17 protein-coding genes are annotated in these 17,817 nt (G+C 32.6%); all 17 read right to left on the bottom strand.

The window, feature by feature from the left end:
• Positions 1-14: 14 nt before the first annotated feature.
• Complete coding sequence (gene ftsA / locus NTX22_14170) at positions 15-1,256, bottom strand: cell division protein FtsA (protein MCX6151664.1); 1,242 nt, start codon at positions 1,254-1,256, stop codon at positions 15-17.
• Between the two features lie 3 nt (positions 1,257-1,259).
• Positions 1,260-2,030 (bottom strand): FtsQ-type POTRA domain-containing protein, encoded by a 771-nt coding sequence (locus tag NTX22_14165; GenBank protein ID MCX6151663.1) that lies wholly within the window; start codon positions 2,028-2,030, stop codon positions 1,260-1,262.
• Complete coding sequence (murC, locus tag NTX22_14160) at positions 2,027-3,406, bottom strand: UDP-N-acetylmuramate--L-alanine ligase (protein ID MCX6151662.1); 1,380 nt, start codon at positions 3,404-3,406, stop codon at positions 2,027-2,029. Before murC ends, NTX22_14165 begins: the two co-directional genes overlap by 4 nt.
• Positions 3,407-3,410: 4 nt before the next feature.
• A complete protein-coding gene (locus NTX22_14155) occupies positions 3,411-3,887 on the bottom strand; it encodes a hypothetical protein (GenBank protein ID MCX6151661.1) in 477 nt (158 codons plus the stop codon).
• Complete coding sequence (murG, locus tag NTX22_14150) at positions 3,884-4,987, bottom strand: undecaprenyldiphospho-muramoylpentapeptide beta-N-acetylglucosaminyltransferase (GenBank protein ID MCX6151660.1); 1,104 nt, start codon at positions 4,985-4,987, stop codon at positions 3,884-3,886. The genes NTX22_14155 and murG overlap by 4 nt, the downstream gene beginning before the upstream one ends.
• Positions 4,984-6,102, bottom strand: coding sequence for a putative peptidoglycan glycosyltransferase FtsW (locus tag NTX22_14145; GenBank protein MCX6151659.1), 1,119 nt, complete (start codon positions 6,100-6,102; stop codon positions 4,984-4,986). The genes murG and NTX22_14145 overlap by 4 nt, the downstream gene beginning before the upstream one ends.
• Entirely contained in the window at positions 6,099-7,448 is a 1,350-nt protein-coding gene (gene murD / locus NTX22_14140) for a UDP-N-acetylmuramoyl-L-alanine--D-glutamate ligase (GenBank protein MCX6151658.1), read from the bottom strand. Before murD ends, NTX22_14145 begins: the two co-directional genes overlap by 4 nt.
• Positions 7,445-8,554 (bottom strand): phospho-N-acetylmuramoyl-pentapeptide-transferase, encoded by a 1,110-nt coding sequence (gene mraY / locus NTX22_14135; protein ID MCX6151657.1) that lies wholly within the window; start codon positions 8,552-8,554, stop codon positions 7,445-7,447. The genes murD and mraY overlap by 4 nt, the downstream gene beginning before the upstream one ends.
• A 5-nt stretch (positions 8,555-8,559) precedes the next feature.
• Entirely contained in the window at positions 8,560-9,942 is a 1,383-nt protein-coding gene (locus tag NTX22_14130; protein MCX6151656.1) for a UDP-N-acetylmuramoyl-tripeptide--D-alanyl-D-alanine ligase, read from the bottom strand.
• Entirely contained in the window at positions 9,935-11,407 is a 1,473-nt protein-coding gene (locus tag NTX22_14125; GenBank protein ID MCX6151655.1) for a UDP-N-acetylmuramoyl-L-alanyl-D-glutamate--2,6-diaminopimelate ligase, read from the bottom strand. The genes NTX22_14130 and NTX22_14125 overlap by 8 nt, the downstream gene beginning before the upstream one ends.
• Entirely contained in the window at positions 11,407-13,425 is a 2,019-nt protein-coding gene (locus NTX22_14120; protein MCX6151654.1) for a penicillin-binding protein, read from the bottom strand. Before NTX22_14120 ends, NTX22_14125 begins: the two co-directional genes overlap by 1 nt.
• Positions 13,418-13,747: a hypothetical protein gene (locus NTX22_14115; protein ID MCX6151653.1), complete on the bottom strand. Its 330-nt coding sequence runs from the start codon at positions 13,745-13,747 to the stop codon at positions 13,418-13,420. Before NTX22_14115 ends, NTX22_14120 begins: the two co-directional genes overlap by 8 nt.
• Positions 13,744-14,667: a 16S rRNA (cytosine(1402)-N(4))-methyltransferase RsmH gene (gene rsmH, locus NTX22_14110; protein MCX6151652.1), complete on the bottom strand. Its 924-nt coding sequence runs from the start codon at positions 14,665-14,667 to the stop codon at positions 13,744-13,746. Before rsmH ends, NTX22_14115 begins: the two co-directional genes overlap by 4 nt.
• 1 nt (position 14,668) lies before the next feature.
• On the bottom strand, positions 14,669-15,106 hold the full coding sequence (mraZ, locus tag NTX22_14105; GenBank protein ID MCX6151651.1) for a division/cell wall cluster transcriptional repressor MraZ: 438 nt from the start codon (positions 15,104-15,106) through the stop codon (positions 14,669-14,671).
• Positions 15,107-15,354: 248 nt separating this feature from the next.
• Positions 15,355-16,365: a hypothetical protein gene (locus tag NTX22_14100; protein ID MCX6151650.1), complete on the bottom strand. Its 1,011-nt coding sequence runs from the start codon at positions 16,363-16,365 to the stop codon at positions 15,355-15,357.
• Positions 16,366-16,428: 63 nt separating this feature from the next.
• Complete coding sequence (locus NTX22_14095; GenBank protein MCX6151649.1) at positions 16,429-17,211, bottom strand: enoyl-CoA hydratase-related protein; 783 nt, start codon at positions 17,209-17,211, stop codon at positions 16,429-16,431.
• A gap of 12 nt (positions 17,212-17,223) precedes the next feature.
• Entirely contained in the window at positions 17,224-17,814 is a 591-nt protein-coding gene (locus NTX22_14090; GenBank protein MCX6151648.1) for a hypothetical protein, read from the bottom strand.
• Positions 17,815-17,817 lie beyond the last annotated feature (3 nt).

The raw sequence follows: 17,817 nt of genomic DNA, 5'->3' as shown, positions 1-17,817 counted from the left end.
CCTTGTTGTGGTTATTATAATTCATCAAAAAAAACTTTAAAACGTTTTATCATTTCAGATATTTTTTTCTTTTTTGTACCAGAAGATTTTACACTGATTAAATTTTCTGAAGAACCTGTACCTGGAATTCCTTTTGCTAATCCAGCTACAGTTGCAAATTCCGGACTTTCAATTTCTTTTGAAAGACCAGTTCCTAAATCCAACGGCACCCCAATTCTTGAAGGCAGACCAAAAACTTCTTCAGCTAATTCTGTGCAACCTTTAAGCAAAGCTCCGCCACCTGTTAATACAATTCCGGCTTTTAGCTTATTCTTAAATCCTGTATGACGTAATTCATTATCAATCAAAGCAAAAAGTTCTCTCATCCTAAGATTGATAATTTGCGTTAGCAGAGTAATTGGTATTTTTACGTTACCTCTTCCACCAACACCCTTAATATAAATATCTTCTTCCTTAATGATGGAGTTCTCAGTTGCATAACCATATTCCTTCTTCAACATTTCAGCTTCATCTGTTACAACCCCAAGTGATTCCCGGATATCGTTTGTAACCTGGTTTCCTGCAACACCAATTACCTTTGTGTGTTTTATACTTTTCTTGTGGAAGATTGCAATATCAGTTGTACCTCCGCCAATGTCTATCAAAGCAACACCAAGATCTTTTTCATTTTCTTCCAGCACAGATTGGCTTGATGCAATTGGCTGTAGAATATAATCTTGAACAATAAAACCTGCGCGTTCAACTGAACGTTTAATATTTTGAATAGCTGGAATTGAAGCAAGAATAATATGGTTTGTTGCTTCTAATCTGGATCCGCTCATTCCAAGCGGATTCTCAATTCCACCCTGGTAATCAACAGAAAATTCTTCCGGAATAATATGAAGAATTTGTCGATCCGAAGGAATCCTGATTGTTCTAACATCCGCTTCAAGTCTGTTAAGATCATCCTGAGAAATTTCTTTTTCAGGATTACTAATTGTAACATAATTCCTATGACGTAAGCTTGTAATATGTTCGCCCGCAACTCCGACATTAACAACTTTTATTTCTAAACCAGCTCTATTCTGTGCAATATCCATTGCTGCTTTAATTGCTTCAGCAGTTTTAGAAATGTTGGCAACCAATCCTCTGTTCAGACCTTCAGAAGGAGCCACACCAAAGCCCAAAACATCAATTACGTTTTCACTGCGTTCGGCAATTATTGCCCCAACTTTGGTTGTACCTAAATCCAATCCGGCTATAATATTTTTTTTCATTCGTTAAACACCTTTTTCTACATCCAATGTATCTGCCGTTCCAACATAAATTAATTTTTCAAATCTCAAATCAACGTAATTAATTGCAAGTTCAGAAGATTGTTTATTGTGAATTTTATTCCATATTTCTTTAAAGTAAAAAACTTTTGCTACTTCATTCCCTCTGCCAATTATCACTTGAAAATCGAATCCTTTAAATGAAAGAATAATATCTTTTCCATTCCTCAGGTTTACCTCTGACAAATTTGAGTAGAGATCAGAACTAACAAGTTTAGCAGTTTCAATAATTTTAAATGCGGCTTTGGTTTCATCATCTTTCAAAATATTAAAACTTATTAATTTTTTCCCAAGGTACGGATTAGTTATAACTGGTATATCCAAATTCTTTATTGTTGAAACAATCGGGATTAACTGGAAGTTTTCCGTTATTAAAAACTGGATAGAATCTTTAAGAATAATCCCCTCGAATTTTTTTTCAGTCAGTTCAACAAGAACTTCATTTTTTCCTTTGAACTTTACCTCAGCCTTTTCAACGAACGGATGTTTCTCAAATCTTTCTTTTATCAGGTTCAAAGATAAAAATTTGTAATCATAAATGTTATTTAATTTTGAAAATTTTAAGTAAGAATCTCGGGATAATAAATTATTACCAGTCACTTCAATTAATTCAATTTTATTTTTTACGCCGCTGTCTGTAAACAAAGAAAGATAAATTACTCCAAGCAACAAAGCTGTAAAAAGAAGTATTCCGGTTATTTTACCTTTTGTTTTCAATTATGCTCTTCAATCAATTGAACAAATTTTTCACCGTACTTATAAATATCTCCTGCACCCATCGTAATGATAATATCACCATCTTGTTTAATCTTCATTAACAATTCCGGAATATTATTTTTATCCGCTTCGTATAAAACATTTTGATGTCCTTCGTTTTTAACAGCATCAGTTATTAGTTTTCCAGTGATGCCAGCTATTTGTGCTTCTCTTGATGGATAAACATCCGTACAAATAAAAACATCTGAATTCAAAAATGCTTTTCCAAAATCTCCTGCAAAATCTCTTGTTCTGGAATAGAGATGAGGCTGAAAGACAGCTATCAATCTTCTGTTCCAACCTTTTCTAATTCCATCTAATGTTGCAGCAACTTCTGTAGGATGATGAGCGTAATCGTCAATCACCAAAACTTTTTTATCGTATTTAATTTCAAATCTTCTTAAAGCACCTTTAAATGATTCAATTGATTTTTTGATTGTACCAAAACCTACACCAAGTTCTTTTGCAATTATTATTGCAGCCAGGGAATTATTAATATTGTGAGTGCCAGGAATATTTAATTTTATTTTGCCAAGGTTTTCATTTAAATAATTCACGCTGAACTCGGAGGAAAATTCTCTATGAGTTAAACCTGTGGCTCTTACATCAGCATCTTCATTTATTCCATATGTGATTATTTTTTTCTTAATTAATGGAATTATACTTCTCAAATTTGGATCATCCGAACAAAGTGCAATAAATCCATAAAAGGAAATTTTGTTTGCAAATTCTATAAAAGCTGATTTAATATCTTCCAGATCCTTATAAGTATCAAGATGCTCCGCTTCCAGAGATGTTAATGCAGCAACTGCAGGAGTCAAACTCAAGAAGGTTCTGTCAAATTCATCCGCTTCAACAACAATAAATTCACCTTTTCCCACTCTTGCATTTGTGTTTCCTAGAGCATTTAAATTTCCACCAACTATAATTGTGGGATCAAGATTTCCTTCAACAAGAATCAATCCTGTCATCGACGTTGTGGTTGTTTTACCATGCGTCCCGGCAATACAAACTCCATATTGAGTGCGCATTATTTCGGCAAGCATTTCCGGACGTTTTACAACCGGAATTTTTCTCTTTAATGCTTCAGCTAATTCAGGATTATCCATAGCCACTGCCGATGAATAGACCAGAACATCAACATCATTTGCAAGATTATTAGCCGAATGTCCCGCGTAAACTTTTATTCCAATTTTCTGCAGCCTTTCTGTTACATCATTAAAAGATTTATCTGAGCCGGTAATTTGATAACCACGATGGAAGAGTACATCAGCAATACTACTCATTCCAATCCCGCCAATTCCCACAATATGTATTTTCTTAATTTTATTAAACATTTTATTAATTACCAACCCGGTTCTTAAGTTCTTTAATTTCTTCCATTAGCAAGTGAGAATTTTCATAATCGTATGGTCTGATTGTAATTGGCAATTTTTTCTCTTTAGTTCTAACTTGTACTAAAGTAAAAGCGGTTGCCTTAAAATGTTTTTTCTCCCGTGTAATTCTAATACTTGTTATATCTTCAAACTTGATTATTTTTTCCCACGAACCTCGTTTAAATATTATTTCTTTCTCAGTAATTTCGATATGCCTGTTCAAATACAAATTATAGAGTAAACTTAAAATCGATAGGACAACCACAAGACTGAAGAAGTAAACAACGGGATCCCGCGTGATTAATGTAAAAGAATTTTCTATAAACTGACCCTGAATTACAGCATAAATCACAAATACTATGAAGTAAATTATTGTTGATTGATAGTAGAAAGACATATTGAAACTAAATATTTTCTTTTCACTTTTATTATTTGTCATCATAACGCCTCCGCTAATTTGATGGCTCTTTTTGCAATCACTGAAGCAGCTTCGGGTTTAGAAAACTTTTTGACATTTTCTTTCAGTGTATTTAATTCTTCTTCGTTAAAGACTAAATTTATTATCGCATCGAATAAGGAATCGTTAGTTTCTCTATCCTTTACTAAAATTGCTGCTCGTTTATCAGCTAAAGATTTTGCATTGAAGTACTGATGATTTGCTGCAACATTTGGCGAAGGGACTAAAATAGATGCAATTCCCAGATTTGTTATTTCTGCAATTGTTGTAGCGCCTGCTCTAGATATAAGCAAATCGCAGGTTGAAAATGCTGCGGACATATCATCAATAAATGGAATAATTAAAATTGAATCGTTTGCAAGATTTTTAAATCGATCAAAATATAGTTTACCAGTCTGCCAAATAACTTGAATATTCTCCAGCTTCAATCTATCAATGCCAGATGCAATTGCAATATTTATTGAAGCTGCGCCTAAACTACCACCAAGGATTAAAATCGTTTTCTGTTTGCTGCTGAAATTAAATTTTTTGAGAGCTATTTCTTTGTCAATCAACTTTAAACTTGCACGAACAGGATTTCCAGTTACAAATAATTTTTCTTTTCCTCTTAAATATTTCTTTGTATCCTCAAAACAAATATGAATTTCTGAGGCTTTCTTTTCCAATAAGCGTGTTGTAATACCAGGATAACTATTTTGTTCAAGAAGAATTATTTTTGCGCCCAAAATTGAAGCCGCCCAAATTGCTGGACCAGAAACATATCCACCGGATCCAATAGCTACTTGCGGTTTAAATTTCATATTGATCAACAAAGATTGAACACAAGACACCAATACCTTTAAAGGAAAAATAAAATTCTGCAAACTAAGCTTTCGGGAAAACCCTTTTATCCAGATCGACTTAAACGCAAATCCAGCATTAGGTACCGCGTGCGCTTCAATTTTGGATCTTGTTCCTACAAAAATGATTTCCGAATTTGGTACAAGCAATCTAATATTTTCCGCAACGGCAATGGCTGGAAAGATGTGCCCACCAGTTCCTCCTCCTGCAAATAGAAAACGATATTTGTTTGCTTGTAAACTCATTTTTTAATTTCTGCTTTTATTCGTTTTGCTTTATAAGCCTGCATTGCAATATTTACAATAATTCCCATTGCCGCACAGGTAAAGATAATAGATGTTCCTCCATAACTGATGAAAGGAAGAGGAATTCCCGTTGTAGGAATAATTCCTGTTACAACTGCAGCATTAATAAACGCACTTAAAATGATTGTAAAACTTATTCCAAATGCAAGCAACTGCCCAAATTGATCTTTTGCATTCTTGGCAACAATAACACCGATAATAAAAATGGTTAGGTATATAAAAAGAATTACTGCAGCGCCAATAAAACCAAGCTCTTCACCTACTATTGAAAAAATAAAATCGCCATAAGCCTCCGGTAAAAACAAGTCACTCTGGCGGCTTTGACCTAATCCTATCCCATACCACCAGCCGCTTCCCAATGCAACTTTCGCCTGGAAAACTTGCGTGTTGATATGCCCGCCATTGCCAAAGCTATCCAAAAAGCTTGCTAATCTTTTATTTGAGTGCGGCATGCTCCACATAGCAAAACCTGCTAAACTACCGATTGTCCCTAACGAAAATACTAAATGTGTTAACTTAGCTCCACCAACAAAAAGTATTGCAAAAGAAACAATAACTATCATTATACTTACACTTACATTGGGTTGTAAAATAATTAGAAAAGCAATTGATATAATCCACACAAGTGGAAAGAGAAATCCTTTATTAAAATTTTTTAAATCTTTTCCTTTTTCTTCAATTAAATATGCAAGGTGTATTAACAAAACTAACTTTGCAATTTCAGATGGCTGAAAAGAAAACGCATATAAATTTATCCATCTTCCAGCACCTTTTGTACTATGCGCTACAAAGAGTGTAATAAATAAAAGGACTACAATTCCAACTATTAACTTCTTGCTGTACTTTTTATATATTTCGTAAGGTATAAATGAGAATAAAATTAGCGCACCAATAGCAATAAATATTTTTATTAGATGAGAAGTGAACAAGTGATAAAAGCTTTCATACTTCAAATAGCTTATTATGCTGCTTGCACTTAATACTTCTGCAGATCCAATTATCATCAAGCTGATAACTGCAAGAAGTAATATTCTGTAAGACAACTTTAGGTTCATAAATTATTTACTGCCTCTTTAAATGCTTTTCCGCGATGCTCATAATTATCAAACATATCAAAACTTGCGCAGGCTGGGGAAAGAAGTACAATATCATTCTCCCGCGCTTCCTGGTTTGCAGAAGTAACACAATCTCCTAACGATGCTTTAACTTCTACCTTAACAATTTTGTGGAAGAAATTAAAAACTTTATCGGATGATGATCCAATTGCATAAATCTTTTTTACTTTATTTTCAACCAAATCTTTTATTTGATTGTAATCATTTCCTTTATCTTTGCCACCAAGGATCAAAAAGATAGACTGATCAAAACTTCGTAAAGCGAACCAAACCGAATCTACATTTGTCGCTTTAGAATCGTTTATATATTTAACGCCATTAATTTCCTTTACAAATTCAAGCCGATGTTCTACTCCAGGAAAACTACTCAGCGCTGAAATAATCTTTTTATTATCCAAAGCAAATATCTTTGCCATTATCATCACTGCCATTGCATTAGCATAGTTATGCTCACCTTTCAAAGAAATATCACTTGTCAAACAAGAAAATTCTTCTTTTCCATTTCGCTTAAATAATATTTTCTTCCCTTTTAAGTAAGCGCCATTTTCAACAGCATGATTTAGTGAGAAATAAAATTTATTTACATTGGTATTCGAGATTTCTTTTGGCGTTAGCTTATCATCAAAATTCAGAATCAAGTAATCCGTGTTATCCTGATTTTTAAATACTTTCAGCTTGGAATCAAGATAGTTTCCAAGTTTGTTATCGTACCTATCTAAATGATCCGGAGTAATATTTAAGATTGCGGAAATCTTAGGTTTAAAATCAAATGTATAATCAAGTTGAAAGCTGGAAGTTTCCAACGCTACACATTCATCTTCTTTTACATCAAGAGCCAATTCAGAAAAAGCTGGACGAATATTCCCAGCCAAATATGTTTTGAGTCCGCATGCGTTAAACACATGTGCGCATAAACTTGTAGTTGTGGTTTTGCCATTTGTGCCGGTTATGGAAATTATTTTTCCCTTACATATCGAAGCAGAAAATTCCAATTCGCTTACGATCTTAATTTTCTTTTCCCTTGCTTTAATAAGTACCGGCGAGTTAGATGGTACACCCGGACTTGTAATTATAAAATCGCAATCAAAAACTTTTTCTGTATTGCCATCAAATTCAAAATTTATTTTTTCTTGTTCAAAAATCGTAATTGCTTCCTGAAATTTTGCACTTGAAGCAGAATCGCTTACGAATGGAATCCCACCAAAATTCTTAACTAACCGTGCAGCGCCAACTCCGCTTTCTGCCGCACCAATTATTGATATTTTTTTACCTTCTAAATTTTTCATCTTATCTTAAATGATGTTAAACTAATTATTGCTAAAATAATCGTGATGATATAAAACCTGATAACAATTTTAGGTTCTGGCCATCCAAGCATTTCAAAATGATGATGGATTGGAGCCATCTTAAAAACTCTTCTGCCTTCTCCATATTTTTTCTTTGTGTACTTAAAATAAAGTCGTTGAATTATCACCGAACAGGTCTCGAGAAGAAATACTCCGCCAAGAATTGGGATTAATAATTCTTTCTTTATCAATACTGTCAAAATCCCAAACGCACCACCTAAAGCAAGCGAGCCTGTATCTCCCATAAAAATTTGTGCCGGATAAAAGTTGAACCATAAAAATCCAAGTGATGCACCAATTACAGCAGCAACAAAAACTGTTAACTCACCAGCACCTGGAAGATAAATTATGTTTAAGTAATCAGAATAAATTATATTTCCTGAAACATAGCTAAGGATCGCAAGAGTAATCATTACAATCATAATTGTACCAATTGCAAGCCCATCAAGCCCGTCCGTTAGATTTACTGCGTTTGATGTATAAGTAATTATAAATACAACTGCCGGTATATAGAGATACGAAAAATCAAAATTGGTATCTTTAAAAAACGGCAAAGTAGTTATTGAATTTACGTCCTTGAATTCCGGCAAAAAATAAATTGCGCTTCCTACAATAAGACCAATAATTATTTGACCAAGTAATTTGTAACGTGCTATAAGTCCATTTGGATATTTCTTTATTACTTTAAGATAGTCATCCAAAAATCCAACACCACATAACCAGACTGTACCAAACAGAATTAAAATAATGTATGTGCTTTTAATATCGCCCCAGAGCAATACCGGAATTGCGATGGAAGAAATAATAATTAATCCTCCCATTGTTGGTGTTCCTGCTTTAGACCAATGACTCTTGGGTCCATCAATTTTTTTTGCTTCGCCAATCTGCTTTTTTCTTAAATATTCAATCATCTTAGGTCCAAAATAAAATGAAAGAATTAATGCAGTGATTGCTGATAGTGCTGATCTAAAAGTTAAGAATCGGAAAATATCAAATCCAGGTGGATTAAATACTTTGTTGATATAATCTAATAAATAGTAAAACATTTCCGCTAATTTTTTCCTGTGAATGCTTGTAAAAATTCTTCCATCTTCATCCCGTGCGAGCCTTTTACCAGGACAATGGAATTATCGTAATTTCTATTTGTTAAAAATTGTTCAAGAGATTTTCGATTCCTAAAATGTCTTGAAATGATTTTCGTTTTCTTTAATTCATCATCAAGATGTTTCATTAAATTGCCGATTGAATAAACTTCATTAATTTTATTCCTTTTTAAATGAACAGCTAAAGACTGGTGTGCTTCAATCGCCCGTTCTCCAAGCTCAAACATATTACCAAGAACAGCAATTCTTCTTTCTGTTTTGAGTGATGCCATAAATTCAAACGCTGCTTTCATTGATTCCGGATTAGCATTGTAAGTATCATTAATCAGAATAAAATTTTTCTTTTTAATTACGTTCAATCTATTATCAACCGCGCATAGTTTGCTGGCTGCTTTTTTTATATCAGTTTTTGGAATACCAGTAAATAAAGCGATTGCAGTAGCAGCTAAAAAGTTTTTAGCGTTGGGTAATCCGCAAACACCCAATGCAACTTCAAACTTATTTGATTTAAAAGTGATCTGAATTTTGGGTCTGCCATCTTCGGTTAAACCAAGGATCTTCCCTTTTACATCGGGTGAACCATTAAATCCAAATGTAATTTTATTCTTTAGTGATTTAGTTTTTCTTTTCAGAGATTGATCATCGGTATTAACAAAAACTTTTCCACCAGCATTAATTGTTTCATGGAATAAAGCTAACTTTTCTTTTGCAACACCATCTTGATTTTTAAAATATTCTAAATGGCTGTCTCCAATATTGGTGATGAGAGCAATATCAGGCTTAGCAATTTTAGCAATGAATTCAATTTCACCAAAGTGATTCGTCCCCATTTCAAGAACAATAAAATCATGATTATTATTTGCACTAAATATCGTTAGCGGCACACCTATTTGATTATTGTTATTAGCCAGCGTCTTACAAACAGAATAATTCTGTTCAAAAATTTTAGCGAGCATTTCTTTTGTTGATGTTTTACCGTTGCTTCCGGTTATGCCAATTATTTTGCCAGTTAATTTGCTTCTCCAAATTCTCGCCAAATCACCATAAGATTTCTTCGTATCCTTAACAGTTATTATTGTAACTTCAACTTTATCAAAATCTTTAAGTTTGTTTTTATTAATGATGATTGCATTAGCACCTTTTTCAATAGCTTGATTTACAAATGTGTGGCCATCAAACTTCTTGCCCTTCAACGCAACATAGACTGAATTCTTTTTTATTGTTCTTGTATCGGTAGAAACTGATGTTGAATGATTGAATCTATCCGGATTGTAAATAACAGCGCTTGGCAGGTTAAATAAATCCTCAATATTTATTTTAGGATTACTCATTAAACAAATACTTCTCCGCAATTTCTTTATCAGAAAAATGATTCCTAACGTCTTTAATTTCCTGGTAAGGTTCGTGCCCTTTGCCGGCAATTAAAATTACTGCGCTCTCTTCGGAATTTTTTATCGCTGCCCTTATTGCTTCTTCCCTGTTTTCAATAACTTCAAAATTATTTTTTGTTATGCCGGTGACAATTTCATCTATTATCGACATCGGTTCTTCAAAACGAGGATTGTCCGAAGTAACTATTGCTTTAGTGCTTAAATCGCTTGCAATCTTTCCCATTATTGGTCTTTTAGTTTTATCTCTGTTACCACCGCAGCCAAATACCGTATAAATCGCTTTCTGATTTTTAACAATACTTTGAATTGCCCAAAGAGTTTTTTCAAGACTATCCGCTGTATGAGAATAATCAACAATTACCGTTTTGTTTCCATGATGAATTGCTTCGAATCTACCTGGAACCTGCGGAGTGGTGTTAATTCCTTTTACAGCATCATCTGGTTTAATTCCAAGTAAAACACAAGTTGCAAATGCGGCAGCGGCGTTGTAAGCGTTAAACTCTCCTACAAGTTTTGTAAACAAATTATAAGAATTGCTTTTATAAACAAGATTGAAATTTGTTCCTTTCAAATCAAATTTTACATCTGACAAATAAATATCTGATCCTTTTTTCATTCCATATGAAAAACATTTCGCTTTCGAATCAGCAATTATTTTTTCAGAACTGGGATCATCATTGTTATAAATTACAACTGCATCTTCATCAAGTGAATCAAAAAGAATTTTTTTAGCTTTTAAATACTCATCGAAAGTGATATGAAAGTCCAAGTGATCAGAAGTTATATTTGTAAAAACTGCCGCCTTAAATTTTAGAGCATTTACTCGGTGCAAGACAAGAGAATGAGAAGAAACTTCCATCACACAGTGCGAACAATCTTCTGCAAGCATCTCGGAAAACAATTCATTCAGATCGGAAGATTGCGGTGTAGTTAAATTTGTATAAATTTCTTTGTCACCGATGTAGTTAGCAATTGTTCCGATTAAGCCAGTTTTGAAACCAGCTATCTTAATTATATTTTTTATAAAATATGAGGTCGTTGTTTTTCCTTTTGTACCGGTAATTCCAATTAAGCATAAATTCTTTGATGGCTCCTTGAAGTAACAATTAGAAACTTCTGCCAGAGCTTTACGGCTGTCTTTAACTAAAATTTTTGTAACATTATTATGCAGGAAAATTTCTTCTGGAATGAGTTGATCTTTTTCTAAAATAACTGCTGTTGCTCCTTTATTTATCGCATCCAGAATAAAACTATGCCCATCCATTTTGAAGCCTGATATTGCAACAAATAAAGAATTCTTTTTTATCTTTCTTGAATCGTACACGATGGAATTAACGTCTTTGCGTTCAACTTCTCCGACAACTTGTATTGCTCTTATACTATTTATTAGTTTGGATAATTCCATTAGTTAATATTAATTCTTGCAATTTTTTTTGCTTCACAATTAAGGGAACAGACTTGACCTGGTTTTACAGTTGTTCCGGGTGAAATGCTTTGAGAAACAACTTTCCCATTCCCATTTATTTTATAATTCAATCCGATTTGATTTAAAATTGAAAGTGCATCTCTTAAGTTATTATTATGCAAATCCGGCATAATATTTTTATTCTTGATATTTATTTTGTGCAATTCTGTATTTGCAATTCTTGGTTCAGAAACATCAGAATATTTAACTCCGGATTCATGTTTTTCATTGGATGCTAAAATCTGTTCAATGTTGGCAGTTTTCTGCTTTTCAACTGGTGGTTTAGAGATGAGATTTATATCGAATGCAGCTAATCTTTCTACTATATTTTTAAATACCGGTGCAGCAACAAGACCACCATACTTTCCAATTTGCGGAGAATTGTAAAGAATCATACACACTATTTCAGGTTTATCGATTGGGAAAAATCCAATAAAAGAAGAATTATATTCTGTGGTGTATTCTTTACCGCTTAATTTTTGCGAGGTTCCTGTCTTTCCACCAAATGTAACTTTACTTGATTTAGAATTTTTTGCTGTTCCGTTTTCTACAACGCCGGCTAAAAATTCTCTTATTGTTTCAGATGTTTCTGAGTTAATTACTTTCCGAAGCTGCTTCGGTTCATATTGCTCAACAGTTTCATTGCTTCTTTTTTTAATTTCCTTTACCAAATGAGGCTGATATAAATAACCACCATTTATTAGAGTAGCATAAGCAGTAATTATCTGGATTGGTGTTACAGAAATTTCGTATCCAAAGGACATGAATGGTTTTGTATAATCATCAAATCTGGAAAAACCAGGCTTTTTAAGTCTTCCTTTGCTCTCACCGGGTAAATCTATGCTGGTATAATTTCCAAAACCAAAATCACGTAAATATTTATATAAGTCATCATTGTTAATTCTGGAAATTAATTTTGCCATTCCAATATTACTGGAAAGCTCAATAACTTGTTTTACTGATAGCATACCATATTTATGCGTATCCTTGATATGAACTTTTTTAAATTGATAATCGCCATTCTCGCAAAATACCATATCAGAACTTTTACATAAATTTTTATCTATCAAAGTAGAAACTGTTATCGCTTTAAAAGTAGAACCTGGCTCATAAGTATCTGTTAATATTCGATTTCTTCTTACTTCATTTGAATAATCCCAATAAGTATTTGGATTGAAATCCGGCATATCTGCCATCGCAAGAATTTCGCCATTGTTTGGGTTCATAATTATACCAACTGCTGAACGGCTTTTATAAAGGTCTATTCCTTTTTGCAATTCCTCTTCTAGAATATTCTGGTAGGTCTTATCTATTGTTAAAATAAGGCTGTTACCAGGCTCTGGAAGAATTGTAGCTTCCTCAGCAACAGAAATCATTCTTCCCCAAACATCTCGTAAAACAATCATCTTTCCATCTTTGCCGTTCAGATTTTTATTATAAAACTTTTCGATTCCTTCAACACCATTGTACTTTTCTGTACCCACATATCCTAAAAGATGAGAAGCCAGATTATCATAGGAATACACTCTTGTTGGGTCTTCTCTCATTTCAAGGCAATCCAAAACAAGGTCTTTTAATTGAATGGATTTTTCGCGAGCGACTTTTCGCTCGATACAAATTTCTCCACAACCTGGAATTAATAAACTTTTATAATGGGATGTACTTTTATTGAATACTCTTGAAAAGTTTTCAGTTATCTTTCTAATTGATGAGGAATCGATTCTATTACAATCTACATAAATGGAAATATCATTTCTGTCATAAGCAAGCAAGTCTGCATTTCTATCATAAATAAATCCTCGTTCGGCACGGAGATTTTTTTCTTTTATCTGCTGTCGGTTCGCATAGAATATTAAATCGTCGTGTTCTTTAATTTGAATAGTAAAAAGCCTTATCAGTAGGACCGACCAGAATCCAATCAGCAAAAACACAATTAGTAAAGCCCTACCTTTATTCATATTTGCTATTAATTATTTTAGTTACCTGTTCTAATTCTTTGGAATCAATTTCTATAACAGAATTTGGAGCATCAAACTTTATTAAACCAAGCCGTAATTCTGCTAAAGGAATAATTTTATCTTCAGCCTCTAATTTTTGTACTTCCACAAGAAGCTTAATGTTATCATTTTTTTTGGCATAAAGTAATGCTTCAAGGTTTGTATTCTCTCGCTTTAATCTATCAGTTTCTAATTTTAATCCGATGTAGAAAAGAATAACTCCGCCAATTAAAAAAGCATAAAGGAAAAGTGAAAATATTTTTATTCTTTTCTTTTCCTTCATATTCTTTTGGCTACCCTTAACTTTGCACTTCTTGCCCGGCGATTTATTTTCAATTCGTCCTGGTTTGCAATAATTGGTTTCTTAGTTAATATTTTTAACCGTTGGACTTTATCGCAAACACAAACCGGAAAATTTGCAGGACAAACACAACTTAAACTTTCATACTTAAAAAAATCTTTTACAATCCTATCTTCAAGCGAATGATAAGTTAATATTACAATATTCCCTTGATCCTTTAAAAGTGTAACTGCTTTTTTTAAAAAGTCTTTCAACACATCGAGTTCGTTGTTGATATAAATTCTTAAAGCCTGAAAAATTTTTGAAAGAATTTTATTTAAATAAAAAGCCGGAACTATTTCCTCAATTATTGAAGATAAATCCAGCGTTGTAACAATTTTTTTTGATGTGCGTCTTTCCACTATTTTCTTGGCAATCTTTCTGGAATCTTTATCTTCACCATATTCAAAAAAGATTTTGGATAAATCTTCTTCAGAAAAGCTATTCACAATATCTGCTGCTGTAATCATAATTGATTTATCCATTCTTAAATCTAAAGCGCTTTCATTTCTGTAAGTAAACCCAGCTTCTTTATCATCTAATTGATAAGACGAAACACCCAAATCGGCAAAAACACCATCATACCCATCAATGAATTCAATTTTGGAAATTTTATCTATATCAGCAAAATTTGTTTTATAAACTTTTACTCTAGCGTCCTCAGCAAATTTATTTTTAGCATATAAAAAAGTTTTCTCATCAAGTTCAGTTGCAATTAATTTCGCATCTCGATTAAGTATTTTTAGAAACTCCTCTGTGTGCCCCCCAAATCCAATCGTCCCTTCAAAGTAAGCACCTTCTTTATCCGATAAAAGAAAATCGGTACATTCTTTAACCATTACGGGGACGTGATATTCACTCATATTACCTGCTCATAACTTTTTCTGCAATTTGCTCAAATGATTCATCTTGTTGTTGAAGATATTTTTCGTAATTGGAAGGATTCCATATTTCTATTTTTTTTATTGCACCAAGTATAAACACTTCATTTTCAATTTCTGCGTGTTCAATTAAATTTTGTGGAAGAAGAATGCGAAATTGTGAATCCAGAGTTTCCTCGGATGCTTTTTGGAGAAACACTCTAAGAAACATTGAATCTTTTGAATTGAATGGATTAAGATGCTCTAACTTATCAGCTAATTCCTTCCACTGAGAAGATGGATAAATGTCGATACACTTCTCAACTCCACGATTGATGTAAAACTTATTGTTCCCTTCGCCATCAATGTATTTGCGGAGTTTGGCTGGAATACTTACTCTATTTTTTGAATCGATTGCGTATTTAAAACTTCCAATTAGCATAAATTCCTACCCATAATTTGGGATTATTCAACACAATTTCCCACTGTATGGCAAAATAACTTATTTCTAATGGTAAAGTCAAGAAAATTTTAAAAAAAGATTTAGTTATTTTATAAAAATTAGAAATGTAACACGATTAAAAATCAAAAAATGTTAATAAACCAACTCGTGAAATAAATTGTGTTAAAAAGTGGGGAAAAGTAATGTATCAAATAAGCCAATCGTAAAAAAATTATCTCCGTTAAGAATCACAATCCAAATTTATTTTCTGATGGTAAAACCAGTTTATTTCCTTTTATTCTTTGTTCTTCAACTGCCGGTAAAAGAGAAGCGAATTCCTTCTGACTAACAATAAATGTATTATTCACCCAGGATTTACTTAAGTAAGAATTTAAGACAAGACTAATTTCATTTTCACCTTCTGCCTTTAAAGTATGAAATTTACTTAATGGAATGAATGATAACTTCCTTTTAGCAAATTCTTTTTTTAGAAAACCAAAAATAGGTGATTTATAAAAGTTCGAATTTTCATCATATAAAAACAGTTTTGCCTCTTTAAATGTTAGAAGAATTTCCCTTAATGAACCCAATTTTCTTTGCTTGCTAAATTTTTCTTCTAAGAGATATTTTTGATCATCAATATCATCATTTAATAGTATTAGATATTCCTTTCTGTTTTCAATTGCTTTTTCTTTAATGTATTCAGCTGTAGAAGTTGGAACAAGAATTATAGCAAACTCTTCCGATGTAATAAGTAATTTATCAATTTCATTTTTGTTCAGATTATCCAAATCTTTAAGTATAAAAGCAAAATTTATTAATCTTCTTGATTTTGTTGTATCAACCAAAAATTCGGCTTTAAGCATTAGAATATTTTTATAAAGAATTTTCAGAATTGTGTTTTTATTTATTTTTTCTTCATTAGAAGAGAGTTTTACGGGTAAGGAATAAAATTTTTTATTTACTTCGTTTAACACCAAAGCAATCGGTAGGTCCTTTGGTAATTTAACAGAATATACGAATGACAGGGAATCATATTTTCCCTTTATTTTTTTTTTAATTGCCCAGTTTTTTTCAAGGTTGAATCTTAACAACAGATCATCAAATTCTTTATTGAGGTACTGGACGGTTATTGGAGATTGTGGTGTGAGATTATCAGTTTTGATTACACGATCTAATATTGCATTAATAATAAGCAGTATTATTGAAACACCTAATAGAAAAGTAAGAACAGAAGTTTTGCTAAAAAAAAATTTCATTTAATTGTCCAAAGAAATTGCATCAACACGTTCATAATATTTCAGATATTCAATCATTAACTATTATAAATTTTTAAAGATTGGTTTTCGCTTCTGTAAAAATGCGGCAGTTCCTTCTTTGAAATCGCTGGTAGCACAGCACTCGCTAAATAATTCTGCTTCGTATTTTTGACCAAGAGATTGTGATGATTCATTAGATTTATTGATTGCCAGGACTGATTTCCTTATTGCTATTTGTCCTTTTGTACATATTTTCAATGCCATTTTTTTCGCTTGTGCTAAAAGCTCTGCTTGGGGATATACTTTATTAACCAAACCTATTCTTAAAGCTTCTGCTGCGTCAATCAAATCGCCTGTTAAAATGTATTCCATGGCTCTTCCGTTGTTTATCAACTGAGCTAAACGTTGGGTTCCACCGTATCCAGGAATAAGTCCCAAACCAACTTCCGGCTGCCCAAATTTTGCATTGTCAGAAGCTAATCGAATATGACAAGCCAGAGCTAATTCGCATCCACCTCCAAGAGCAAATCCATTTACGGCAGCAATAACAGGTTTTTCAAAATTTTCAATCATATTAAAAATTGTCTGACCGAAGAGAGAAAATTGTTTTCCACTTTTCTTAGTGAGTTGATTTAATTCAGAAATATCCGCTCCGGCAATAAATGCTTTATCGCCAGATCCAGTTATTATAATTACAAAAATATTTTCATCCTTTTTTAATTTTTGGAATATTTTTCTAAGTTCCTTCATTGTTGCAAAGTTAAGTGCATTTAATTTCTCGGGTCTGTTTATTTTAATAACGGCAATATTTCCATCAATCTCTAAAATCAAATTATTATAACGCATTTGATCTCCGGATTATAATTTAATAAAAATGGGTATTCTTAATTTAATATCAGCAGCAAGATTTTCGTTCCCAGGAAAGTAATTGTAATAGCCCATAATTTCAATTAGAAACATTGAGAAACCGGCCCCAATATGAAATCCCAACTTGCTTGTTTCTTCAAGATAATCATTTCTTCCTGAATCAATTTTAAATTGGTGCGATTTTTCATAAATCGCCAAGGACGGACCTAATTCAACTGTAGGAATTAATAAAACAATATCTTCCGCTACTGGGGAAAAGAATAATTTTATTCCAACTTCTATTGGAATTACATTAGTAGTAATTGATGAATAAATTGTATGTCGATAAAAATCTATTGAACCAGGATAATGCTCCCAGCCAATTCTTCCATAAAAAAACAATGGGATATATTCATTATCTGTGTAGGAAATATCTGCTTTAATTCCAAATCCAAGTGCCTGCGAGTTAGCAAATTCTGAAACTGGAATTCTCGGACCAACTGATATAGCAAAAAACAATCCTTTGGCTCTACCGGAATTAGTTTGCTGCCCAAAGGTAGAAACGTATAAGCTGACAATAAAAAATAAAAAGATCTTTTTCATAGA

Source organism: Ignavibacteriales bacterium, from assembly GCA_026390815.1.
Classification (GTDB): domain Bacteria; phylum Bacteroidota; class Ignavibacteria; order Ignavibacteriales; family SURF-24; genus JAPLFH01.
The sequence above is the reverse complement of the archived record's forward strand: the minus strand, read 5'-3'. Positions and strand labels throughout refer to the sequence as shown.